Raw genomic sequence first — 23,432 nt, forward strand, 5'->3', positions numbered from 1 at the left:
TCGATATTCGACAATAATCACTAATTATAGATTTTCAAATTCCATATATTGATCATAAAAATCATTTTTTGATTGAAAAAATCATATCTATGCTTTAAACTATGTTTACGATACATCTTCATATTCGGGAGGTCATCATTTATGAGCTTGACTTATAACGAAATTGTTGCGCAGTACTCCGCCTTGCGGCAAACCTACGACTACTTGCTGTCCAAAAGAGAACAAATCACAGCGTTCGCCCGCGCCGGGTCCGCCGCATCGGTCACCTTCGTCGGCTGCGGCTCCAGCTACTGCCTGAGCGAGTCCGCCGCTTTCTCCGTGCGGCTGCGCGCAGGCTTGCCGGCCAGCGCACTTGCCGGAGGCGACCTGCTGCTGAACCTGGATCGCTACCGCCCGCTTATCGCGAGCACGCTGCTGGTCGCGCCATCACGCTCCGGCTCCACCACAGAGGTGGTGGAAGCCGTCCGCTTGATTCAAACCGGCCAACGCATTCCCGTTATCGCGCTGTCCTGCGTAACGGATTCTCCGTTGTCGAAAATAGCCGACCTGTCGCTTGAGCTGCCTTGGGCGTTCGATAACAGCGTCTGCCAGACGAGAACCGTGACGAACCTGTACGCTGCGAACCTGCTGCTGGCGGCCTTCATAGGCGGCGACGAGAAGCTGATCGCCGACATCGGGAAGGCGATCGAGCAGGGCGAAGCTTATATGGCCCGCGTAGAAAGCGGAATACGCCAAGCGGCCGGCTTCGCCTGGACGAATGCCGTCGTGCTCGCCGACGGCGAACTGCAAGGGCTTGCTTCCGAAGGCGCAATCGCCCTGACGGAAATCGCCAACGTGCAGGCTCGCTCCTTCCATCTGCTGGACGTGCGCCACGGCCCGATGGTGACGATCGGCGCAGATACGCTCGTCATCGCGGCGCTGTCCGGCGAAGGCACGGAGCATCAGCGCAACCTGATGCGCGATATTAAAGCCAGAGGCGCGCGGATCATCGCCTTCGCCGACCGCGCCGAAGCGATCCCGGCCGAGCACGTCGATCTGGCCGTCGTTTCCGAGAGCGAGCTCGACATTGCGGCGCAGGGCATTCCTTTCATTTTCATCCCGCAAATCGTTGCCTTGAGCAGCGCCGAGCGGCAAGGCATCAACCCCGACCAGCCGGATGGCCTGGTTGCTTGGGTCAAACTGTAGCGGCATGCCAACCACTCTGTTCATAGGCTCCCGCTGGGGGGGGGCGATGACAGAGTGGTTTTCTTTCGTGCATTTTTCCGCTAATTTACGAACATTCTTTTATTGACACATTTCAATCATACGTATTATGATATTTATGAAACGAAATAACAGTCATCACTTCAAATAACGTTCGTATATCCTTAAGAATCGGCTTGAGGGTCTCTAGAGGGAGCCATAACTTCCTAGCTACGATCGGGTACTGCTTTCGCATACCCGGGTGGCTGGGATTTTTTGTGTTCAATTAGCCCAGCGGGGCATAACGCACAAAGGAGACTGAACATGAGCGAATATGATTTCATTGCGGTCGGCGCAGGCCCGGCCGGAATTTTTGCCTGCTACGAGATGACCCTTCGCAAGCCCGGGGCAAGAGTGCTTCTCGTGGACAAAGGCCACGATATTTACCGCCGCAGCTGCCCGATTTTGGAAAATAAAATCAAGCTGTGCCCGCCCCCGGCGGGGAAAAAAGATTTCTCCGGCTGCCTGCCGGCCTGCTCCATTACAGCGGGATTCGGCGGCGCCGGCGCTTACAGCGACGGCAAATTCAACATCACCACCGAATTCGGCGGGTGGATGACCGATTATTTGGCTCCGTCCCAGGTGCTGGAGCTCATCCATTACGTCGACGGGATCAATTTGCAGCACGGTGCGGCGCCGGGCATTACGGATCCGACGACTGAGGCCGTCAGGAACATCGAGCAGCGCTCCTATGCCGCAGGGCTCAAACTGCTGCGCGCACAGGTCCGGCATCTCGGCACCGAGCAAAATTTGCTCATCCTGCAGTCCATTTATGAATATTTGAAACCGCGCATCGACATGCAGTTCAAAACCGAAGTGGAAGACATCATTACGGTCAAAAGCGGCAGCAAGCACGAAGTCCGGGGCATTCGCCTGAAAGACGGTACGGAAATACACGGCAGCCACGTCATGCTCGCCCCGGGCAGAGACGGTTCCGCCTGGCTGACGCAGGTGTTCAAGCAGCGCCGCCTGAGCATGCACAACAATCAGGTCGACGTCGGCGTGCGCGTCGAAACTTCCGATGTCGTCATGCGCGAAATCAACGAGCATTTGTACGAGGGCAAATTTATTTTCAACACGTCCGTCGGTACGCGCGTCCGCACGTTTTGCAGCAACCCGTCCGGTCACGTCGTCGTCGAAAATCACAGCGGCGTCATGGCCGCCAACGGTCACTCGTTCAAAGATCCTGCGCTCGGGTCGGGCAATACGAACTTCGCGCTGCTCGTCTCGCACAAATTTACCGAGCCGTTCGATAAGCCGAACGAGTACGCCCGGGAAATTTGCAAGCGCGCCAACGATTTGTCCGGCGGCGGCGTCATCGTGCAAAAGTTCGGCGACATCCTGCGCGGCCGCAGATCGACCGTCGATCGCATCCGCGAAGGCTTCCTCGAGCCGACTCTCAAGGAGGCCGTTCCCGGCGACCTGGGGCTGGTGCTGCCCTACAACACCATGAAAAGCCTGATCGAAATGATTCATGCGCTGGAAAAGGTCACGCCCGGCATCGCCGCGGAGCATACGCTGTTCTATGGCGTCGAGGCGAAATTTTACTCGGCGCGTCCGCGATTAAGCGAGGAATTCGAGACCGAGATTCAAGGTTTATTTTGCGGAGGGGACGGCGCAGGAATTACGCGGGGATTGGCCCAAGCAGGCGCAGCAGGCGTCTGGATCGCACGGAATGTGCTGAAGCGATTTTCGGCATAAGCAGTTTCGTAAAACGACAAAGCCTTCCTCACGGAGGGCTTTTATATTAGGTGAAAAGCCCTTTTACATTACTGAAAAATGTGCTAAAATGAAAGCGTTAACATTTGAGTCGTTCACATTAAAATGAGGGGGAATACACATGAATGTAGCGCTCAGTTCAAGAAACAGTTATGAAGACTTTGTTCTGGAAAAAGATATTATGTTTTTCCGCGTCGGAGAACACGGTCTCGTCAGCTTTCACGGCAAAAACTATAACATAAAAAAACGCATGTCCACCGAGCAGCTCAGCGCGCTGATCGGGAACGCCGCATTTTTCAAAGCGAACACAGACTGTTACGTGAATATTAAAAAAATCGCCGTCGTTCAGGAAGGCAAAGTATTTTTCGAAATGAAAGGCGCGGATTCCAAGTACGCTCCCATCACGAAGCTGCGGCAGCACCGTTTAAAAGAAATATTGCAAAGAAATGCGGAGCCCCTCAATTTGTAAAAAAGCGAAGGAGCCGGCGAACTAGCGCCGACTCCTTTTTGCTATCTATTTTATGAGATTTTCGCCATTGTTTCGTGCTTGTGCTCGCGCAAAAGGAACCTGACGTATTCCACGGTCGTATCCTTGACTTTCCTCGCTTCTTCGATCGTCGCAAAGCCGTACTCCGCATGGTCGGTCGCCCCGTATTTGCGCAGTTCCTCGGGATTCATGCCAAGTGTGGAAAAATTGTTCACCAGCTCAAATTGCGTGTTCGCATCCGCATGTTTCACGAAGATGTCCTTCGTAAAAAACGAGCCCTGCTTTTCCACCTTAAAGATGACGCGAAAAGGCTTCTCCTTGTCCGAAACGAAACATTTAATGACAACGTCGATTTCCATCGTTCTGTAATCATCCGCCGCCGCAGGTTCCTGCTTCGATGGTTGAAACATTTTCTTCAAAAAATCAAACATGGTCTTTCCTCCGTTTCCGACATGAATCTACAGCCTATTGTAGAGGATTCGGACAAATTTGACAACCCAAAAAATGGATCGGTCGCAAAAAACTTATTGACCGCTTCTCTTGCCCGTTCAGTCTGAAAACGCCAGCAGGCTTGCTTGCAGCTTCTTCTAGGCGTGCTTCGCTTCCTCAATCAGCGGCTGGACGCCGCTTTTTCCGCGGTATTTCAAAATAATTACCAAGCTCAGCACCGCGCTCAAAATGCCGCAGCAAAGAAACGCGCCGCCCGCGCCGAATCGGTCCGCCACATACCCTGCGATCAAATTGCCGATAGGCGTCGATCCGGCGAATACGAGGGCATAGACGCTCATCACCCGCGCCCTGAACTCATCTTTGGCATGCATTTGCAGCGCGGAATTGCTGTTGGTCGAAAACAAAATATTGAAAAATCCCGTCATCGCCAGCGCGATCCCGCACAACACGACGGATTTGCTGAGCCCGTTCAGCACGAGACAGCCCGCTACAACCATGCTGCAAATAATGCTGAGCGTAAGACGCGGCCCTTTTTTGCTGCGCAGCGACATCGTAAGCGCCCCGATGAAAGAACCTGCTCCGAGACAGGACATCAAAGTTCCGTACGTCGTCTCCCCGAGGTGCAGCACATCTTTCGTAAATACGGGAATGAGCACATTGAAGTTAAAAGCAAGCGTTCCGATTACGGTAACGAGCAGAAGCGTCTGCGACAGCAGCGGGTCCTTCGCGATGTAGCGGAGACCGTCTTTAATTTCTTTAAGCACGTTTTCGCTTGATTTCTTTTCGCGCACATAAGGGGTCGCCTTAATTTGCAGCAAACCGTACAAAACGGCAAGAAAGCTGAGCCCGTTGAGCAAAAAACACCAGCCCGCCCCGAAGAAAGCCATCATGACCGCGCCGATCGAAGGGCCGACGATTCTGGCCATATTAAACGTAGTGGAATTCAGGGCGATTGCGTTCATCAAATCTTCCTTACCGACAATTTCGATGTTGAACGCCTGCCGCGTCGGCATATCGAACGTGTTGTTCAGACCCAGCAGCAGCGCAAGCACCAGGATGTAGCTGTACCGCACGGTATCGGTAAATACGAGGATCGCCAGCGTAAAAGCAAGCAGCATCGAGATCGTCTGCGTCACGATCAAAATGTTTTTCTTCGGGAACTTGTCGATGACAACGCCCGCGAACAAGGAAAACAAAAGAATCGGAGTGAATTGAAAAGCGCCCACAAACCCGAGCAGCAGAGGGGATCCGGTCAAGGTCAGCACGAGCCACGACTGTCCGATATTTTGCATCCAGGTGCCGATCAGCGAAACGCATTGTCCGAGCCACAAGTAACGGTAATTCCGATGAGTCAAAGCATGAAAATGCCGGTCAATAATCGAAGCCCCGGTAAGCCGAATATTCATTGCGAACACCTGCCCTGCTAGCTTGATGTTGATTTTTCGGGGGAATCCGAACATTCCGCGGCAAACCGCGCCGCATTGTTCCCCATTTTTTCCAAAATCGTAAGAGCGAGCTGCTTCTCTTCTTCCGTCAGGCTGAAAGTCAACCTCTCCCTCCAATCCGTCAAGACGTTTCGCACGTCTTCCTTAATGCCGAGCGCCTTCTCGGTCAGGTGGACATGATTGCACCTTTTATCCTTTTCGCTGACGCTCCGGGTGATGTATCCCTGCTCTTCCAGCTTTTTGAGCGCTTTCGCCGTCGTACCTTTGTCGATCTTCAAGTAATCGGAAATCTCTTCCTGCGTCAGGCCGTCTTCCTTATAGAGCGCGTTGAGAAAAATATGCTGCCCTCTGCCGATGTCGTAATCTTTCAGGCGATCGCCTATATACATTTGGCCGTAACGGTACAACAGCGATACCCATCGCGGTATCGAATTTTTGGCGTCAATCATACGTTCCCTCCTTTCACCGATTAGTTGCACTTGCCACTAATTCAGCATACGCCTGATTAGTTGTAAATGCAACAGATATTTTTACAAAAAAATAACATTTGGGCGTTTTAAATGACGGTTATGCTAGTCTGAGCCTATGTATACGATGAAAAACCTGCATTTTTGTAGGAATGTCTCGCTGCCAGTGTATCGACGAGCAAAAAACTGCACTTTCCAGGCTGTCCAAAAACCCCCGCGTCATAGGCGATAACCACAATCTGCCTGGCTGCGCGAAGAAAACCTGCAAACATACATGAATTTGCGTCCTTGATCGCTGGCCACGAACAATTCCTGCAATTGTGCAGGTTTTTCAGCGGGGATAGGGGTTCAGGCTCAACTTTCAGCGAAAATCCCTGTACTTTTGCAGGCTTTTCGCCCAAATAAGCCACTTTCAGAGGAAAAACCTGCGCTTTCGCAGGTTTTTCCCTACCACGGGTTACCACGGGTTACCACGGATTACCACGGTTTCAGTCGGTTTACCACAATATAGGGGCGTCTCGGTTCGTTACATGCAGAAAAGCCTCTGAGGAGCACGTTTAAGACTTGAACGGTTCTTTACAGTTTGAGTCGCATCCGCTCGCTACAAAAACTTGATGCATACCGGGCGCGAAATGCCGAGCGACTGACCGGTATCGGTCAGCCGGCCTGTTGCCGCATCGACGCGGAACACCGTGATGCGGTCCGAGTCCTGGTTCGCCGCGAGCAGGTAATCCCCCTGCGGCGTCAAAGCAAAATTGCGCGGCGTCCGCCCCAGCGTCGCCTGCACCTGGACGAGCGACAGCGCGCCCTGCCGCTCGTCCACCGCGAACACCGCGATGCTGTCATGCCCGCGGTTGGACGCATAAAGAAAGCGGCCATCCGGTGACAGATGGATGTCCGCGCATATGTTCTTGCCGGAGAAACCGGCCGGCAATGTCGAAACGCTCTGCAGCGGGGTCAGCGTGCCCGCTGCCGCATCGTATTGCAGCGTCGTCACGGTGCAATCCAGCTCATTTACCGCATACGCGAAACGGCTGTCTGCGCTGAAAACGAGGTGCCGCGGCCCGGCGCCGGGCGTCAATGCCGCTTCGCCGTGCGGCTCCAGCTTGTGCCCTGCCGCGTCGACGGCCGAGATCACGAGCCTGTCGAGGCCCAGGTCGGCCGAGATCGCGTAGCGGTTATCCGAGTCCACTACGATCGAGTGGGCGTGCGGCGCTTCCTGACGCTCGGCGTTCGGCCCGAGCTCGCCCGCGTGCTTGTGCAGCTGGCTGTGGGCCATCAGGCTGCCGTCTTCCGCAACCGGGAACACGGTAACGCTGCCTCCCAAATAGTTGGCGACGTACACGTTCCGGCTCGTCCGGTCCACGCTGACGTAGCACGGCGCCGCGCCATGCGTCGGCTGCTCGTTCAGCTTCGTCAGCCTGCCGGTCCCGACGTCGATCTTGTAAGCGGCGGCAGCTCCTCCGTACATGCCGTTGTACGTTTCCGTTTCGCTGACCGCATACAGCCTCGACCGGCGATAATCGACCGCCAAAAAAGAAGCGTTCGGCAAATCGTCATAAGTCTCCAAAATGCCAAGCTCGCCGGTACCGGCATCAAACGAACACAACGTAATTCCGACCCTGCTGCCGGCATCCGTATAGGAGCCCGCGTACCATTTATACACGTTTTCATTCGATTCTGCCATAAAGCAGCCTCCCAGCCTTTGTTCCATTTTGTCCCAATCATACAAACCTGTCACTCATTATAACCGATATTGCGCACAAAATGCTTCTTTACGGCCTGAGCCGTTTCTTAACGTATCCGCCCTGCATTTTCCGCCCGATTCGTCCGCACATTGCCGTAATGAGCATCGCTGCGATCGAGCCGTACAAGGCCAGTTCCATATCGTGCTGAGCGTCCCACGGGTCGCCTTGGGTTCCCAGGAACAAGGTCCCGATTTCCGGCGCGACGATGTTCGCCACCCACATCTCGATCAACTCATAAAATGCCCCGCTGGCCAGCACGATCGTACAAGTCAGCGTATACAGCCATTCTTTGCCGAGTCCTGTCCGCGCTTTCAACGCTTCCCGAATCGGATAAGCCAGCAGCAGCCCATAGCTAAAATGAACCAACCGGTCGTAGTGGTTGCGTTCCGTATGAAACCACTCTTTCATCCATGCGCCGGCCAGCGTTTCATTATAAGCATAATGGGCGCCCCACACATGAAGAAACAAAAACAAGGCGATCAACACATAGGACAAATTGGAAAAAACGAACCGACGGTAAGTACCTGCGAGCAGCAGCAGTGCAGCCCAGACCAACAAATTTTCCAAAAACCAGTCAAACCTGCTGGAAGGCTCCGTGGCCAGCCATGTCCATACTGAGACAAATACAACGATGACAGCATGCAGCATCCAGTTCACTCTAAACGGAATTTCCCGGTTCAGCCATACTCCGCGCTTCGGCGTCTGTTTCACGGTTAGATCCCCCCTGCTCTGAAGTTCTCAAGACAAGGGTACCCTGCCGGTCCGGTTTGCCGGAAGTACTAACTTTTAGTAGTACTAAACAGGAAGCTGCAGCTTATCCATGCCAAACAGCCTGCGGCCGTTTGGGCCAGGCTGCTTGCCGATCCTTATGGAACCTCTGTCTATCCACGGTTTCGCTGGCATATTGCAAAAGCGTTGACTATAATGAAACTGAACCGCTTCACAACCAAAGCCCTAACAGGAGGTGCTCCGCTTTTGCCGTCCGCAGAACCGTTAGTTTCCGTCATAATACCAACTTACAATCGGCCCCTGGAGCTGGCTGAACTGATCGAATCGTTATCTGCGCAAACTTATTCGAACCTGCAAATCATCGTTGTCAACGACTGCGGGGAGCCGGTCGATTTCATTCAAAGCTTGTACCCGGAGCTGCACATTGAAGTTGTCAACATGCCCCGCAATCTCAAGCACGTTCATGCCCGTAACCGCGGGCTGCAGGAAGCGCGCGGCGATTACATCATGCTTTGCGATGACGACGACCTGCTGCTGCCCGTTCACGTAGAGCGAATGCTGCAAGAAATCGCGGATTGCGATCTTGTATACACAGATGTCGAGATTTTCGACTATGTAATCGAAGACGGAATCCGCCGGCCGACCAGCCGGTTCGTATTCGCCTACGAGTTCGATGTGCCGGCGATGCGCAGGTTTTCCACCTTTTTCTCGTCAGGCTGCCTGTTCCGCCCGCAGTTGCTCGACGCCCTGGGCCCTTTTGACACCGAAATGTTTCATTACTGGGACTGGGACTTTTTCCTGCGCGCCGTAGAGCAGTTCCGCGTCAAGCGGGCGCCTGTCGCCAGCGTTCTCTATGCCTTCTCCCAGCAGGGCGGCAACATGTCCGGCCAGCTTGACAATATGCGGCCTTACCTGGACAAGCTGTCCGCCAAGCATGGGCTCGGCGAGCTCCCGACCAAAAACTTTTTCCTGCTGCTCGAAGAGCCGGAAGTCAAGAGCCGCCAAGCGGCGACGGAACTGCTTTGGGACGGCCGGCCGATCCGGTCTCGCCTCCGCTCATAGCCGTTTCGGATACAAACTTCGAAATTCGCTGGGCGTCATCCCCTCATGCTCGTGAAAGCGCTGGTTAAAATAACTGGCGCTGGGATACCCCGCTTCTCTGGCGATATCCTTGACGCTGCAATGCTCCTGCTCGATCAGCCGCTGCTTCGCGTACTGCATGCGGCAGAGCGTAATGAACGAAAGCGGCGTCATCGAAGTCGCCTTGCGGAACAGCTTGCAAAAATAGTGCGGACTGACTCCCGCACGCTCCGACCATTCCTCCAGCACAAACGGCTCGCACGCTTTTTGCTGCATCTCGGACAGCAGCGCCAAAATCCGGTCAATCGACTCCGTTCCTCTATTCGCTCCCGTAAGCGGCGCGGCATAGCTCATAAATTCGGCGAGAATCGTATACGTGAGCGAAGTCAGCTTCGTCGTCCGCAAAATGCTGTTCGCCTCCGCTTCCAGCAGCAGTTCATCCATCGCCTCCTCCAGCTCGCTCCACCGCTTCAACGTCCAAAGATTGCGAAAAAAACCTTTCTCCAGCAAAAACTCCTTCAAATGATCCCCGTAAAAATGCACCCAGCGCACGTCCCACGGGTCTTCCTTGCTGCTGTAATAGTTCTGCTTCTGCAGCGGATAAAACAAAAAGGCGTCGCCCCTTTGCAGCGTATGCGCCGTACCGTCCAGTACTACGTATCCTTTGCCGGCGGTCACGAAGTGCAGGCTGTAGCTGGCCCACGCGCCTTCAGCACGATCCACGATATGATTCGGCACATTTCTGTACCATCCGACGGATTCGGGAAAAATAAAGTATGGCGAGTTTTGCAGCGTTGGCAGCATCACATGTCTGGACATACATCCTCCTGATGACAATATTACGATATCTAATGCAATATATTATTATATTCATTTTAATCAACTGCTTTTATAATGACAATATAACGCTATTAAAAAAGAATGGAGTGTTGTTTTTCATGTCAAAACTACGCTGGGGCATTTTGGGCTGCGCCAACATCGCCATCCGGGCTTGCATTCCGGGCATCCGCCAGTCGGAAACGGGCGAAGTAGCCGCGATCGCAAGCCGCGATTTGGACAAATCGCAAAAAAACGCCGAGTCTTTAAACATCCCGAAAGCTTACGGCAGTTACGAAGAGCTCATCGCCGATCCCGATATCGACGCCGTGTACATACCGCTGCCGAATCATTTGCATAAAGAATGGACCATTCGTGCCGCCGAAGCCGGCAAGCATGTGCTTTGCGAGAAGCCTGCCTCGCTTACGGCCGCTGAAACGGAAGAAATGATCGCCGCCTGCGCCAAAGCCGGCATACATTTCGCCGAAGCGTTCATGTACCGGCACCATCCGCGCTACGAACGGATCCGCGAAATTATCGCATCCGGTGAAATCGGCGAGGTCCGGGGCATTCACGGCACTTTCACGTTCAACAACCCCGGAGCCACAGGGAACGTCCGCTTTGACAAGCAAATGGGCGGCGGCTCGCTGTACGATGTTGGCTGCTATCCGATCAGCGCGGCAAGACTCATTCTCGGACGAGAGCCGGAAGCGGTTACAGCTCACGCCTTTTTCTCGCCGCAGCATGACGACGTCGACATGGTCATGTCCGGGCTCGTCGAGTTCAGCGGCGGCGTCGCGCTGACGTTCGATTGCGGCATGTGGGCGAATTTCCGCAACACCGTGGAAGTGCTGGGAACGACAGGCCGCATCGAGGTTCCGTCCGCCTTTATTACGCCTACGGAGGAGAGCGGGCATTTCATCGTATGGAATGCCGACGGCCGCCGCGAAGAGAAAGCCCCGTTCCTGAACCAATACGCGCTCCAAGCCGACGATATGGCCTATGCGGTATGGGGCAAAAAGCCTCAGCGCTTTGCTCCTTCCGATGCGGTCCTGAATATGAAAGTGATCGATGCTTGTCTGCAATCAGCCAGGGAGCGAAGCCGAATCGTTCTCTCTCACTCATAATCGGAAAGGTTGGGAAACGCAATGAAACATATCCAAATCAACGGGCTGAACAAGCCCGTCTCCCAGCTCATCATGGGCTCGGATTTTTTCAGGCTGGACAATGGCGACGAAGTGAGTCAAATTTTGGAGCATTATTTGGCGATCGGCGGAAATACGATCGATACGGCCTTTATCTACTGCGGAGGGGAAAGCGAGCAAGCCCTCGGCATTTGGCTGGACGCGATGAACAACCGCGAACAGATCAATATTTTTACAAAAGGCGCGCATCATGACCAGAACGGCCCGCGCGTGAACCGCGAGGCGATTCGCAGCGATTTGCTGACGAGCTTGGAGCGGCTGCGCACCCCTTACGTCGATTTGTACGCTCTGCACCGCGACGATCCCGCGACTCCGGTCGGCGCGATTATCGAAGCGCTGAACGAACAGGTGGAAGCCGGAACGATCCGCGCATTCGGCGGTTCCAACTGGACGCACCAGCGCATTCAGGAAGCCAACGAATATGCCGCACAGCACGGTCTGATCGGCTTCAGCTTCAGCAGCCCCAACCTCAGCCTCGCCAAGGCGAACGAGCCGTTCTGGGCAGGCTGCGTGTCGGCCGACGAGCACACCTTGCAGTGGCATGCGGCGAATCAGTTTCCGCTGCTCTCCTGGTCTGCGCAAGCGCGGGGCTTTTTCAGCGGCAGGTTCACGCCCGACATCCGGGACAATGCCGATCTCGTGCGCGTATTTTACAGCGATGCCAACTGGGAACGGCTTCACCGCGCCGAGCAGCTGGCTGCCGAGAAAGGCGTTACCACGATTCAAATCGCGCTCGCTTACGTGCTGAACCAGCCGTTCCCGGCGTGCGCGCTGATCGGTCCCCGCAGCGAAGCCGAAATGCTGTCGTGCAGCGCCGGCGCGCAGCTGGTATTAACTCCGCAGGAGCTCGAATGGCTCGACTTGACGCAGGAAGCGTTAAAAGCGTGAAACAAACCGCCCCGGATTGCATGATTCCGTGCAATCCGGGGCGGTCTCCCGTTACAGCCTGGCGAGAATATCGTTTTTGAACTGCTCGACGGCTTGATCCGTATCGATCGTGTAGCCGCACTCCAGTCCTACAAAACCGTCGAACCCTGTATCTTGAATCGCTTTCAAAATATTCACGTAATTGAGCTCGCCGGTTCCCGGCTGCTTGCGTCCCGGATTGTCCGCGATATGATAATGGCTAATGCGCTCCCGATAGGCTGTCGCATTGCGAATCACGTTGCCCTCCGTTATCTGTTGGTGATACACGTCGAACACCAGCTTGACCCACTCGCTGCCTACGGCGTCAATCACTGCCGCCGCTTCGTCGGAGCGCTGCAAATAATGGCCCGCGTGATCGACCAGCCCGTTGAGCGGCTCTATTTCCAGCACGATGCCCGCGTCCTCAAGCAGCGGCGCGCACTGCTTCAGCGTCTCGATCATCGCTTCCCGCTGCAGCTCCCTGGGGACGCCGGCTCTTTCGCTGCCGGTCTGGGTAATAATCGCCGGGATGTTCAGCCTGCGGCACGCCTCGATCGTCTCGCGAAGAGCGCTTACATAAGCTTCTCTGTAAGCCGGATCAACCAGATTGAACACCTTAGTGCAGGTGCTGATGATGCCCACGCCGATCCGCTCCTGCTCCGCAGCAAACCGCTGCAAATCGCCAAGCCCCCACCACTGGTACAGCTCCAAACCATCAAACCCGTGCTCCTTAACCTTTTCCAAATGATACACTGCATCTTTACCCGGATACGCTCCGATGCAAAGGGAATACTTCAATGCCCGACACCCCTTTCCCAATCTATCTACAGCTTATCCGATGATGGACGTTTTATCAATCGGCATGATAAGATACAAGTAAGCGTTACCGCTATTAAGGAAAGCTGTTACTCTTTAGGAGGGCCCATGGGAAAGACCGACATTCGCCGGGATGCGATTATGCAGATCATTAAAGATAAAGGCTCCATCGCGCTGACCGACATTGTGCAGCAGTTCGCCGTTTCCGAAGCTACCGCCAGGCGGGACCTCGAAATTCTCGAACAGGAGAAACGGTGCATCCGCACTTTCGGCGGCGCCGTACTGGAAAGCTTGAAGGTAGAAGTGCCGTTTTTTAAAAAAATGGACCTGTATACCGAGGAGAAAAAAGAAATCGCCGAGAAAGCGGTCCGCTTGATCGAGGACGGCGACATTATCGGGCTGACCGGCGGCACGACGACGACGTTTATCGCCAAAAAGCTCAACCAATTCAAAAACTTGACCGTCATCACCAATGCGGTCAATATCGCATACGAGTTGATCGGCACGCCCAGTCTGCAGCTCATCGTTACAGGCGGCGTTATCCGGACGCAGACGTTCGAGCTCTCCGGCCCGCTGGCTAATGCGACGCTGGACAATCTCAGCATCCGCAAAACGTTTCTGGGCGTAGACGGGGTTTCCTTGTCCCGCGGCATGATGATTTACAACGAGCTGGAAGCGGAAACGAACCGCTGCATGATGCGCAGGTCCATGGAAACGTATCTTGTGGCCGATCATTCCAAATTCAGCCGCAGCTCCTTGTTCGTCATCGGCGATGTCCGCGAGACGACCGGCATTTTGAGCGACTCTGCCGTATCCCGCGAGATGATGGACGCTTACCAGGAAGCGGGAGCGCCTTTTCTGTAAAAACAAAAACCTCGATCTTCCACGGCCGATGCCGTCGAGACCGAGGTTTTTTCGATTTTTAAGATGCCGTCTGCGCTTCCGGACTTCCCTCGCTCTGCGATTGAGGCCTGTATTTCAACGAAGGCAGCATCACGATGACACCGATAACAAATAAAGCTGCGGAAGCCAGATAGATCGAATTAAGCGGAAACAGTGCCTTCAAATAACCCGCCAAGCTCATCGTAATGACCATCGCTCCCATAAAGAGCGGGTTCAGGATGCCATTTACCCTGCCAACAAAAGCTTCATCCGTGTAGCCGAGAATCATCGTACTGATGCCGATTTGAATGGCCGGCATGACGAAGCCCGAGCAGAACTGGGCGGCAAGCGCAAGCCATAACAGATGGGTATTGCCCATAACCGAGATCGTAACGACGCTGACGACCATGCCTGCGACAAGCATTGCCTGGGGCGTCATTTTTTTGCTGAACCCCATCGTCAAAGCGCCGCCCATAATCATCGCGACGCCGTTAGTCGCAATAAACCATTGCAGATTCTCTTTGGGCAGGGACAGATTTTCCGTCACGATGTAAAGACCGAGCGGACTGATCAGTCCGAGTCCCAGTCCTGCGACGGCGAAGCATCCGCCAAGCATCAGCAGTATTTTGCGCTTGAACACGTACCTGAAGCCTTGCGCCATCTCATTGAAAATATGCGTAGGCTCCTGCTTTTCGGAAGATTCGGTTTGGCGGTCCGGCGGCAGAAAAGTAAGAACGAGGGCGGAGATCAGAAAGCAGACGCCCATAATGCCGACGCCGACTTCAATGCCGAAATGGAAGTAGACGAAGGTGCCCAGGATCGGACCGAGTATCATAAATATCGCGAACATCGATTGGTACATGGACATGCCCAGTTGGATTTGCGATTCCGGCACATGGAGCTTGAACAACTTCATACCGGACGGCTGGGAAAATTGCGACAAAATCGAAGATACGAGCGTTGCAAAGAAAATCGCTTTCCAGGAACCGTAAGCGAGCGTGAACATAACGACGAACACCGAAACCGCGCTAAGTATATCGCACCATACCATCGTCAGCTTGGGCCGCCAACGGTCGGCAAACGTTCCGCCGATGAATGAGAACAAAAAGATCGGTGCATATTCGGCGACGGAGATTAATGAAACCGCATAAGGATCATTTCCCGTTTGATCCGTAACGTAAAGCAGTACGGCAAAATTGCGGACCCAAATGCCGATCTGGAGAAACAGGCCCGACAGCAAAATCGCCTGGACGAAACGGTTGGCAAAAAAAGTACGCATGCTTGGCGCCTGGGTTGATGCAGACTGTGACATAAATGAAAAAGCACCCCTTTCCATCCCAGTCTATCCAATGAGGGGGGCCAGCGTCTAGTGAATGAAGTCATATGACCGGTCACATGAAATGCAGCTCCGGTTCGACGACGATGTCGACGTTTCCTTTGAGCGCCTTGCTGATCATACAGGTTCGCTCCGCGCGAACGGCCGCTTTGCGGAGCTTATCCGCCTGCTCCGGCATAAAACCTGCAGGGACGGCGATAACCGGTTTGTGGACGATTTTGTCGACCTTCATCGCCGGGTTTGCGGCTACAAACAGCTCCGATACAAGCTCAAGCCGTTCAATTCCTTGCCGCTGCACGAGCGCCGCCAGCGAAATGAGATAGCAGGCCGCGGCCGCTCCGAGCAGCAGCTCCTCCGGATTGCTTCCGACGCCCGGACCGGCAAGCTCCGCCGGTACGGAAATTGCGGTGTCCAGCTTGCCCGAAGCAAGCTCTCCGGCGCCATGCAAACCTCCCGACCAACGGGCCGCCAATTCAAACCGATGAATGCCCATACTTGCCGCTCCCCCCTGTCCCTGTAGACGTTAAACTTTAAAACGATCGATCAGCTGTCTGAGCTCCGCCGACATCGCTTTAAGCGAATCCGCGGATTGGCTTACCTCGTTCATGGATACCAGCTGCGAGCCGGAAGAGTCCGCGATTTCCCGGAAATGCTGTGCCGCGTGCCGCGAAATGCGCTCCAGCTCGTCGACGGACGCGGCCGCTTCTTCGGAGCCGGCCGATACTTCCTCCGACGCGGCGGAGACGTCCTGGAGCTGCGCGGTCATCCGCTCCAGCCCGGCGACAATGTCGCCGAACGCGCCGCCGGCGTCCCGGACGATGCCGAGGCCGGCCTGCACTTCCGCCGAGCTCGCCGCCATGCTGGCAGACAGCGAGGCCGTCTGCTCCAGGATCGCCTCGATCAGCTCGGCGATCCGCTGTGAGGAAGCTTGCGACTGATTCGCAAGCTTCCTCACCTCCTCGGCCACGACAGCGAAGCCGCGGCCGTTCTCGCCCGCGCGCGCCGCTTCGATCGCCGCGTTCAGCGCCAGGAGATTGGTCTGCGACGCAATCTCCGCCATCATCGAGACGATCTCGCCGATTTCGCCGGATCGTCCTTCCAAATGCTTCGTTGCGGCGGCCATGTGCGCCGACGTCGTCACGATCGCCTCCATCCGGCTGACCGCCGTGACGATGGAGGCGTTGCCGCGGTGCGCATCCCGGGTCGTCTGCTTCGACACTTCCGCGACGATGGAGGCCGATTCGGCGATGCGCTGCATCCCGGATGTCATTTCCTCCATCGCCTTGGTCATTTCCGCCGCGTGCCGCACCTGCGTCTGCGCGCCTTGCGACGCCTCCCGGATGTTCGCCGCGATCGCATGGCTCGCCGATGTCGTATGGCGCGCGTGATCCGCCACGCCTACCGATGCGCCGAGCAGCTTGTCCGAGCTGCCGCGAATCCCCCGGATCACCGTCCTCGTGTCGGATACCAAAAGCCCGAAAGCCGCCGCCAGCCCTCCGATCTCATCCTTGCAGTTCACTGGGATTTCGACCGTCATATCGCCTTCGCCGACTTTGGCCACCTGCGCAGTCAGCCTGATTAACGGCCGCGTCAAGTAGCGGGCCAGCCCGAACACGACCAGCATGCTAACGGCAAAAACGCCCGCCGCGACGCCGATCATCGTCTTCCTGGAAGCATCCATCAATGCGTAAACTTCCGTCGCATCCAAATCGGCCCCGACGACGCCAAGCAGCTTGCCGTCCTTCCCTTTAAACGGCACATAGGCGGTAATCGTCGCTCCGAACTCATCCCTGGACAAATCGCCGCTCATGACCTGTCCTTCCTCGAACGCCTTGATCATCCCCGGATAGCCATGCCCCTCTTCGCTCCCCAAAGGCGAAAAATCCCCGTCCTTCGCATCGGCCGGAGCCCCGTCCACCATATAAACGTAGGAGGCTTTCCCGTCTTTTTCCGTTTTTCCGAGCGTGTATACATATTTGAAGCCGTTCGTTTCCCGCAATGCATTAAGCTCCGCACGCAGCTTTTTATAATATTCCGTTTCCGCTCCGGACTTGAGACTCAGGCCCGCATACGCTTCCGCATCGATCAGCTTGGCCGCGCGTTCCGCTACGGCCTTTGCCTGAAGTCCCATGGAATTTTCCACCAACTTGCCGGAAGAGCGGTACAGCGTAAATCCGAGAACCGTTCCCGCAATCAAAATAAGACCCGAGAAAAACAAAACCATGCGTGCCAACAAACTGTTCAACCTGAGAAACTCCCCTTCCTAATCCCTTATGCTTTTTGACATTATTCTACATGAAACCGTTCTCTTTGCCCAATGTTTTTTGGGAATTTCCGGCATCAAAAACATACTTCCGTAAAGCAAATAAAGGCCGCTTCTTCATCCTGCCGGACAAAGAAACGGCCTCTTTATAAAGTTGATATTCATGAATTTGCATAAGAAGCGTGTCTGAATCAAAACAACGAAAGCCCTGCCTCTCTTCCATCCTTGCGGCTCCGATGACCGCGCCAGTGAGAATTGTCTAACAAACGCCTGCCGAAACACTGTAACGCCTGCCTCGGGTTTACCTGTAAATGAGCATCTTGCGCGTAAGGAGAAAGAAACATGGAAGGGAATTGCTTTCATCTCGCTAAACATTTCAAAGGGGTAAATGAGGTTTTGGTACGAAGTGTTTATATACTTCATTTATATCAATTTATATATAATACTACGTACCATATGCAATTGTCAACACCCTCATTCATTGAACCCGATGAACGCCAACGGTTTTGTTTGCGCTGCCGATGATACGGACGGCAATATCCTCCGTTCGCACGACTCCGTTCATGTAACGGATTTGAAAATGAATCGTCTGCAGCCCTTCAGGCAGCCCCGCGGTAAGAGAAAGAAATCTTTCATCGAACAGCTGCCCTCTGAATGAAGCAGGGTCGGCCGGATCAGGCGCTAACTTGTCGGATACATACAAAGAATGGCCGTCCAGCCCTGTCGTATCGATCCAGGCCAAAGCTTCGGCAACCGGAGCCGGGGAGCTTCGGGTCGAGACAATGAATATTTCGCCCGAATAAAAGTCCTTCGGATGCTCGGTCGTTCGGTGCCCTTTGCTTTCATGGTAGGCGAGCCATCGATCCGTATAAGTCACATCCGATTGAATCGTTAACGGTGACGCCGCGACGATTTTTTCCGCGTGAGCCGACGCATATCCGTCGGAAACCGTCAACGATACTGTGTAAGGACCCGGTATGCCAAAAAGATAAGCTGCGTGCTGTGTCCTGAACACGGCAACGTCTCCATTTGGAGTCGAAATCTTCCATTCGTAAGTTAACGGATCGCCGTCGGCATCCGACGACAGATTCGTAAAATGAACCCAATCCCCTTCCCATACGGGCTTCGGCGACCAGTCAAAATCAGCGGCAGGAGGCCGATTGATGTACATCCAGGTCTGTTCGGAGTACGGGGACCAGACATACCCGTCAAAAACCCGAACGCGAACACGCAGCTTTTGGCCGGCCGGCAAATCCACAGGCACCGCCCACGTCCCCGTATTGGAAGCGGTCCCCTGCCAGTGCTGGCCGGAATCGAGGATCATCTCGTCATTAGCTTCATTCGTCACCTGAATTTGAAAATACGTAAACGTTGTCCCCGGATCAGGGTCAGTCTGCCGCCACTGCAGCGTCGGCTGCAAGCTGTTAACAATCGTTGGATTGGCTTGCGTTCCATCCGGAACGGTCATCGCCGCCACCGGCGGACGATTGGTAACCATCCAGCCGATATTCGACCAACTGGACCAGACAAGACCGTCATTGACCCTGACGGCAGCTTGATATTTTTGACCCAACTGCAAGCTTTGCGTCAGCGTCCACTGAGCGGTTGATGCTGTTGTCCCTTGCGGTTGAACTCCGGAAGCGGCGGCGACATTGCCGCCCTCGTCCTTGACGATGACCTCATACGCTGCAAAAACAGTGCCCGCATCGGGATCCGTCTGATTCCACGTAATCGTAGGGGTCAGCGTGTTCACGTAGCTTGGGCTTGCTTGCGTTCCGTCCGGGAACGTCAGGACCGCTGCCGGCGGATTGTTCGCAACCGGCACGCTTACATTGATGCTTTGATCGTACCAATCACTCCAAAGCCCATCCTCCTGCATGACGGCTTCGCTGATGACGTAAGTGCCGTTTTGATTCGGCCGGCTCGGGAATCCGTAGGCCGCAGTGCCGTCAGGCGCCGTATACTTCCACAATCGGTCGAAAATACCGCGGCTATTTTCATAGCCGGCTTGAACGTTTGTCGTGCTGAGCCAGTGGTCCGGATCGTAGCTTTGATCCGTATATCCCAGCGTATGGTCCGCGTTTTCATACACCGTAAAAAGGGCAACCGGCAGACGAACCGCCTTGACGTACTGTGTGTACGGCTCCGACAATTTGCTGTAGGAGCTGAACGTTCCGTCCGCATAAGTGTAAGGCCGCGGCGACGGGTCGTCCGCAATTTGATAATCGACCTTAAAATACCCGACGCGATAAAGCGAAGCGTTTGGCGAACCGACGACCTGACTATCGTATGAGTTGGCCGGAGGCGCATCCGAGTAGCCGTCCCCTGCATCGAGATATTTGTACGGCTGCTCGTTCGTAAATGTCCATTTCACCGTTTCCGGCCGTGCCGGATCGCCTTCCGGATCGGCGTAATTTACCGAGTACTGTATCGGATTGCCGACGACGACGACGTTGCCCAAATATTTCGTACCCGGTCCGTCCAGAACGGTAACGTTTTTAAACTCCGTACCCGCCTTAGTCGAATAAATCCCGTACATGCCGTTCTCGGCAATTGCCCGGTCGTATATATCGATGATCAATGCCCCGTTCACATAAACTTTAATATGGTCGGCAGAGACTTTGATTTTGCCGCTGGTAAAAGTATTCGCCGGGATCGGAAACGCCTTCGATTTGATGACCGTCCGAACGCCGTTTACATAAGCGATGAGCGAGGTGGTATTCGTGTCATTTTCAACCCGATAAAAATTCAAACGGTCTTTCATCCGAAAGGAAAATCCGGCGGTCTCGTTCGCCTTCGTTGTACCCGAAAACTTAAACGCGTAGGTGAACTCGCCGTTTTGATTGTTGGCCGCCGGGTTATACAGCTGTCCGGACGTGAAATAAGGTTCTTTCCCGGCAGTAGACGTAAGCGAACCGCTATAGTAAAACTCTCGATCATCGTAATAGGTGTGCGCTCCTCCACCCGACGCCCTTGACTGCCAAACCGTATGCACTTGCAGTACCAATTCGCCCTCATTAACGATGTTCAGAGCTTGTATGTACGTGCCAACGTCCCAATAATCGCCGGCATCATTGCTTCCGTGTGCGAACGAGCCCACAGTCATAGTTTTGGTTAAAGTGCCATTGTTTAGATTGATTTGGGTTAATTGAACGGTTCCCCCGGTAGCCACGGCACAATATAGCTGCCCGTCTTTTGTTATGGCATAAGCTCCATGATTGCCGGCTGTAACTATGCAAGCGTTGGCAGGGACCGACCAAACGAGATTTCCGTCCCAATCGTAGGCTCTGCCTCCCGATGTGACAATCAGATTCTTGTACGTTCCGGCAATGGTTTCCCTGTAAGTCAACTGAGCTTTTTGCAGGCGACTGCCATCGGAACCATTTCGGATATACAACCAGGATTCCATGATAGTTGGTGCATATGTCGGTTGATCTGTTATGACATAAGCGAACTTGGACAAGTCAGGACTCACGGCTGTAATTTTGCTTGGCGTAATATGGTTGCGAACATCGCCGAAGTTCCAATGATCGGTATCCGTCGATAAAACCGCCCATTGCTGAACACCATCGACGTTTTTGACGTAATAGGCGCCGGAAACAGAATAAAACGGGATCGCTCCGCTGTGGTTGTCTGAGCGCAAGCCGGATGGATCGTTGTAATTTGATGCTTTATCCGCACAAAAATTGGAGCATTCCCATTCTAATTTTGCAGAACTTGCAACCGTGTAGGGCTGGCTCAAATCAATTCCGTTATACGGGACATTGTTATTAGTCAAAATCGGTACATCGTAGACAGCCGCGTTCTTTAGCGTTCCGCTGCTTGTTTTATACCAGTTGGAACCGGTCGTCATATCGCCATCTAACGAAGTTCGCGAATACCCGAGCAGCGCGTCTATAGAGATCGGCGTCGGCAAGCTTAGTGCCGGAGGATTGTACGCCCCTGCCATCGTAAACGTGGCATTCGGTGAATCATTGTCAACTTCGAAGTAGACTGTCTTCGAAGCGGATTTTTTATACCCCAAACCTTCCTGAATAAATATATCCATCTTGCACTTGCCCACCCGCGTTGGCGTATAAAAAATATATCCGCTTGCGTCCTTGGAAACCGTTATAGACGTTTCATCTGCATAGGAACCGTCATTGTTCGTATCACAGGTGATCTTATTCGTATGAACTGCGATCGGATCATCGTCCGGGCTGTAACTGGTATCCTGAAACACCATTTGGTTTCCGCGCATTCCTGTGCCCGGGTTCACGATCTGAACGATGGGCGGCAAATCGGGCTGCACGGGGAGAATTTTGACAGCAGGTGCCAAAGAGCAAAATCCGGCACTATCGCAAACATCCAATTGAATCGTATAATCGCCGGGGCTTGCATAATAAGTCGAGTACGTGCCGTGCCAATCGAAGCTGACGATTGAATTTCCTTTTGGGCTGTAGCTGGAGACTCCGCTAATGAGCGGAGTAAATGTTCTGCCCTCTACGACTTTGGGCGGAATAGAGATTACAGGTATCGGATTCGGGTACGTCACATCCACATTAGCCGTTACTTTTGACGTGTTGCCGCAATAGTCCGTCGCATAGACATCGATGGAATGCATACCGATCTCAGCTGCCGTCAATATCATGCTGAAGCCAAAAGAATAGCGATCATCGTGCGTGTACGGGCTGCCGTATAGGTCCACATATTTTTTTAGCCATGCATCTTTTGCCGCTGCGCTGGCCCAATCCCATGTAAAATAAAAGGCATCGCCGTCCACATCCCGCGGATACGGAGGGTCCGACTGATTATCGTAAATGATTTGCAAGTCCAGCCAATCGCCGGGAAACGCTTTTGTGACCGCATTCACTGCCCCGCTGTTCCCGTGGTTAACAAAGCCCGCTTTGAATACCGGCGGTTGATTGGAAGGGGTGCATGAAGCCGGCGTAGTAATCGTAAACGTCTTCGGTCCGATTGTTTGGACGGTGCCGCATGACGTTACAACCTTGAGTATAACCGAGACGCTTCCTACTCCGATCCCTCCGGGATAAGGCGGGCCATTAAAGCCTTGGTTGCTGGCTTGTGTATTTGTGACAGACCAAGTTGAACTTCCTTGCGTGACGGTCCATGTAACGGTCTGGAGCGTGCAATCTTGACCGCCTGTTATGGAAACAGTTGGATAAAAGGTATTGGATTGACCGAAAGGCATCGTGGATTTTTCGATGGTAAAGTTGGCCGTTACGACCTCAGGGCCTCCCCCTTCGCCGCCTCCACTGCAAGAGGCAACGGGTGTAACCGAATATGATTTGCTGTTATCCGCCGTATCGCTTTCCCCGCTTACAGCATCGATGATGACAGCTACCGAATAGCTCGACGTTCCTCCGAATGTTTTGGTAAAAGTTTCAGTTTTACTCGATGACGCTGCTAACCCTGAATAACTAAACGTTTTGAACGTCGATCCGTCAATCAGTACTTTTACGTTGAAGGAAGAAGTTACGTTCGTTCCACCCGAGTTGGAAAAGGTGAAAGTAAACGTTGCCGCTTTACCCGCTTCAACACAGGTGGGCAAAGCCATATTAATATTTCCCAAGTTCGGAAGGCCAGTTGCGTTCTCATAAGAAATTTCAATATGATCGGGATATTTATAGGTGTTTGATTTTAGATCTACTGAGAACGCAGCGTAGTAAACCATTACTTTTGCTCCGGGCAATGCTAGTTGTTTATCATACAAAGATTTATAATTTAAGTCTTGTGTGTAAAAGACTTCGTAACTATCGGATGTAATACCTTTAGTTTGTACATATTGAGTAGTTGCTGAATCCATATAACCACTAGGAACACCGTCAGGGCCCGGAACAG

General features: G+C 53.7%; 19 protein-coding genes and 1 riboswitch. Of the genes, 7 read left to right on the forward strand and 12 right to left on the reverse strand.

Annotated features, from left to right (window positions below):
• Window positions 1-141 precede the first annotated feature (141 nt).
• The 3 genes from AC3G2T_RS03340 to AC3G2T_RS03350 all read left to right on the forward strand — a co-directional run bounded on the left by AC3G2T_RS03340 (window position 142) and on the right by AC3G2T_RS03350 (window position 3,430).
• Entirely contained in the window at window positions 142-1,185 is a 1,044-nt protein-coding gene (locus AC3G2T_RS03340) for an SIS domain-containing protein (RefSeq protein WP_474680309.1), read from the forward strand.
• A 152-nt stretch (window positions 1,186-1,337) separates the two neighbouring features.
• Window positions 1,338-1,436: riboswitch (purine riboswitch) on the forward strand.
• A gap of 70 nt (window positions 1,437-1,506) precedes the next feature.
• The gene (locus AC3G2T_RS03345) at window positions 1,507-2,943 is read left to right on the forward strand and encodes an NAD(P)/FAD-dependent oxidoreductase (protein WP_488434535.1); all 1,437 of its coding nucleotides are present in this window, start codon (window positions 1,507-1,509) and stop codon (window positions 2,941-2,943) included.
• 139 nt (window positions 2,944-3,082) lie between these two features.
• Window positions 3,083-3,430, forward strand: a complete 348-nt coding sequence (locus AC3G2T_RS03350) for a LytTR family transcriptional regulator DNA-binding domain-containing protein (protein WP_488434536.1) — start codon at window positions 3,083-3,085, stop codon at window positions 3,428-3,430.
• Window positions 3,431-3,480: 50 nt separating this feature from the next.
• Here the strand turns inward: AC3G2T_RS03350 and AC3G2T_RS03355 are convergent, their stop codons facing one another.
• The 5 genes from AC3G2T_RS03355 to AC3G2T_RS03375 form a co-directional block, all read right to left on the reverse strand.
• The gene (locus AC3G2T_RS03355) at window positions 3,481-3,879 is read right to left on the reverse strand and encodes a hypothetical protein (protein WP_474680312.1); all 399 of its coding nucleotides are present in this window, start codon (window positions 3,877-3,879) and stop codon (window positions 3,481-3,483) included.
• A gap of 156 nt (window positions 3,880-4,035) precedes the next feature.
• Entirely contained in the window at window positions 4,036-5,304 is a 1,269-nt protein-coding gene (locus tag AC3G2T_RS03360; RefSeq protein ID WP_474680313.1) for an MFS transporter, read from the reverse strand.
• Between the two features lie 17 nt (window positions 5,305-5,321).
• The gene (locus AC3G2T_RS03365) at window positions 5,322-5,792 is read right to left on the reverse strand and encodes a MarR family winged helix-turn-helix transcriptional regulator (protein ID WP_488434537.1); all 471 of its coding nucleotides are present in this window, start codon (window positions 5,790-5,792) and stop codon (window positions 5,322-5,324) included.
• Between the two features lie 619 nt (window positions 5,793-6,411).
• Window positions 6,412-7,497 (reverse strand): lactonase family protein, encoded by a 1,086-nt coding sequence (locus tag AC3G2T_RS03370; protein ID WP_474680315.1) that lies wholly within the window; start codon window positions 7,495-7,497, stop codon window positions 6,412-6,414.
• Between the two features lie 88 nt (window positions 7,498-7,585).
• On the reverse strand, window positions 7,586-8,269 hold the full coding sequence (locus tag AC3G2T_RS03375) for a DUF2238 domain-containing protein (protein ID WP_474680316.1): 684 nt from the start codon (window positions 8,267-8,269) through the stop codon (window positions 7,586-7,588).
• A gap of 264 nt (window positions 8,270-8,533) precedes the next feature.
• Here AC3G2T_RS03375 and AC3G2T_RS03380 point away from each other — a divergent pair, with 264 nt between their 5' ends.
• Window positions 8,534-9,349: a glycosyltransferase family 2 protein gene (locus AC3G2T_RS03380; protein WP_474680317.1), complete on the forward strand. Its 816-nt coding sequence runs from the start codon at window positions 8,534-8,536 to the stop codon at window positions 9,347-9,349.
• Here AC3G2T_RS03380 and AC3G2T_RS03385 read toward each other — a convergent pair.
• Window positions 9,344-10,186, reverse strand: a complete 843-nt coding sequence (locus AC3G2T_RS03385) for a helix-turn-helix transcriptional regulator (RefSeq protein WP_474680318.1) — start codon at window positions 10,184-10,186, stop codon at window positions 9,344-9,346. The genes AC3G2T_RS03380 and AC3G2T_RS03385 overlap by 6 nt on opposite strands.
• A gap of 119 nt (window positions 10,187-10,305) precedes the next feature.
• On the opposite strand from AC3G2T_RS03385, the gene AC3G2T_RS03390 reads away from it, so the two are divergent.
• Window positions 10,306-11,310 carry a Gfo/Idh/MocA family protein gene (locus tag AC3G2T_RS03390; protein ID WP_474680319.1) on the forward strand — a complete coding sequence of 335 codons (1,005 nt, stop codon included), beginning with the start codon at window positions 10,306-10,308 and terminating at the stop codon, window positions 11,308-11,310.
• Window positions 11,311-11,331: 21 nt separating this feature from the next.
• Window positions 11,332-12,276 carry an aldo/keto reductase gene (locus AC3G2T_RS03395; RefSeq protein WP_474680320.1) on the forward strand — a complete coding sequence of 315 codons (945 nt, stop codon included), beginning with the start codon at window positions 11,332-11,334 and terminating at the stop codon, window positions 12,274-12,276.
• 51 nt (window positions 12,277-12,327) lie between these two features.
• On the opposite strand, the gene AC3G2T_RS03400 is transcribed toward AC3G2T_RS03395, so the two are convergent.
• Window positions 12,328-13,092, reverse strand: a complete 765-nt coding sequence (locus tag AC3G2T_RS03400) for a TIM barrel protein (RefSeq protein WP_488434538.1) — start codon at window positions 13,090-13,092, stop codon at window positions 12,328-12,330.
• 126 nt (window positions 13,093-13,218) lie between these two features.
• Between AC3G2T_RS03400 and AC3G2T_RS03405 the strand changes: the two genes are divergently transcribed.
• Entirely contained in the window at window positions 13,219-13,974 is a 756-nt protein-coding gene (locus tag AC3G2T_RS03405) for a DeoR/GlpR family DNA-binding transcription regulator (protein ID WP_474680322.1), read from the forward strand.
• Between the two features lie 58 nt (window positions 13,975-14,032).
• Here AC3G2T_RS03405 and AC3G2T_RS03410 read toward each other — a convergent pair whose 3' ends face one another.
• The 5 genes from AC3G2T_RS03410 to AC3G2T_RS03430 form a co-directional block, all read right to left on the reverse strand.
• Complete coding sequence (locus AC3G2T_RS03410; protein WP_474680323.1) at window positions 14,033-15,271, reverse strand: MFS transporter; 1,239 nt, start codon at window positions 15,269-15,271, stop codon at window positions 14,033-14,035.
• A gap of 112 nt (window positions 15,272-15,383) precedes the next feature.
• A complete protein-coding gene (locus AC3G2T_RS03415) occupies window positions 15,384-15,821 on the reverse strand; it encodes an OsmC family protein (RefSeq protein WP_474680324.1) in 438 nt (145 codons plus the stop codon).
• A 30-nt stretch (window positions 15,822-15,851) separates the two neighbouring features.
• Window positions 15,852-17,573, reverse strand: a complete 1,722-nt coding sequence (locus AC3G2T_RS03420; protein ID WP_488434539.1) for a methyl-accepting chemotaxis protein — start codon at window positions 17,571-17,573, stop codon at window positions 15,852-15,854.
• Window positions 17,574-17,619: 46 nt separating this feature from the next.
• On the reverse strand, window positions 17,620-17,814 hold the full coding sequence (locus tag AC3G2T_RS03425; protein WP_488434540.1) for a hypothetical protein: 195 nt from the start codon (window positions 17,812-17,814) through the stop codon (window positions 17,620-17,622).
• A gap of 255 nt (window positions 17,815-18,069) precedes the next feature.
• Window positions 18,070-23,265, reverse strand: a complete 5,196-nt coding sequence (locus AC3G2T_RS03430) for a glycoside hydrolase family 78 protein (protein WP_488434541.1) — start codon at window positions 23,263-23,265, stop codon at window positions 18,070-18,072.
• Window positions 23,266-23,432: the final 167 nt, after the last annotated feature.

The sequence above is a fragment of the Paenibacillus sp. sgz302191 genome (assembly GCF_057749925.1).

Bases quoted from the DNA above. Each gene is read 5' to 3' on its own strand.
- AC3G2T_RS03360 (WP_474680313.1), bottom strand. From the start codon at position 5,304: ATGAATATTCGGCTTACCGGGGCTTCGATTATTGACCGGCATTTTCAT.
- AC3G2T_RS03355 (WP_474680312.1), bottom strand. From the start codon at position 3,879: ATGTTTGATTTTTTGAAGAAAATGTTTCAACCATCGAAGCAGGAACCT.
- AC3G2T_RS03415 (WP_474680324.1), bottom strand. From the start codon at position 15,821: ATGGGCATTCATCGGTTTGAATTGGCGGCCCGTTGGTCGGGAGGTTTG.
- AC3G2T_RS03345 (WP_488434535.1), top strand. From the start codon at position 1,507: ATGAGCGAATATGATTTCATTGCGGTCGGCGCAGGCCCGGCCGGAATT.
- AC3G2T_RS03405 (WP_474680322.1), top strand. From the start codon at position 13,219: ATGGGAAAGACCGACATTCGCCGGGATGCGATTATGCAGATCATTAAA.
- AC3G2T_RS03340 (WP_474680309.1), top strand. From the start codon at position 142: ATGAGCTTGACTTATAACGAAATTGTTGCGCAGTACTCCGCCTTGCGG.
- AC3G2T_RS03385 (WP_474680318.1), bottom strand. From the start codon at position 10,186: ATGTCCAGACATGTGATGCTGCCAACGCTGCAAAACTCGCCATACTTT.
- AC3G2T_RS03390 (WP_474680319.1), top strand. From the start codon at position 10,306: ATGTCAAAACTACGCTGGGGCATTTTGGGCTGCGCCAACATCGCCATC.
- AC3G2T_RS03410 (WP_474680323.1), bottom strand. From the start codon at position 15,271: ATGCGTACTTTTTTTGCCAACCGTTTCGTCCAGGCGATTTTGCTGTCG.
- AC3G2T_RS03425 (WP_488434540.1), bottom strand. From the start codon at position 17,814: ATGGAAGAGAGGCAGGGCTTTCGTTGTTTTGATTCAGACACGCTTCTT.
- AC3G2T_RS03395 (WP_474680320.1), top strand. From the start codon at position 11,332: ATGAAACATATCCAAATCAACGGGCTGAACAAGCCCGTCTCCCAGCTC.
- AC3G2T_RS03365 (WP_488434537.1), bottom strand. From the start codon at position 5,792: ATGATTGACGCCAAAAATTCGATACCGCGATGGGTATCGCTGTTGTAC.
- AC3G2T_RS03430 (WP_488434541.1), bottom strand. From the start codon at position 23,265: ATGGTTTACTACGCTGCGTTCTCAGTAGATCTAAAATCAAACACCTAT.
- AC3G2T_RS03370 (WP_474680315.1), bottom strand. From the start codon at position 7,497: ATGGCAGAATCGAATGAAAACGTGTATAAATGGTACGCGGGCTCCTAT.
- AC3G2T_RS03350 (WP_488434536.1), top strand. From the start codon at position 3,083: ATGAATGTAGCGCTCAGTTCAAGAAACAGTTATGAAGACTTTGTTCTG.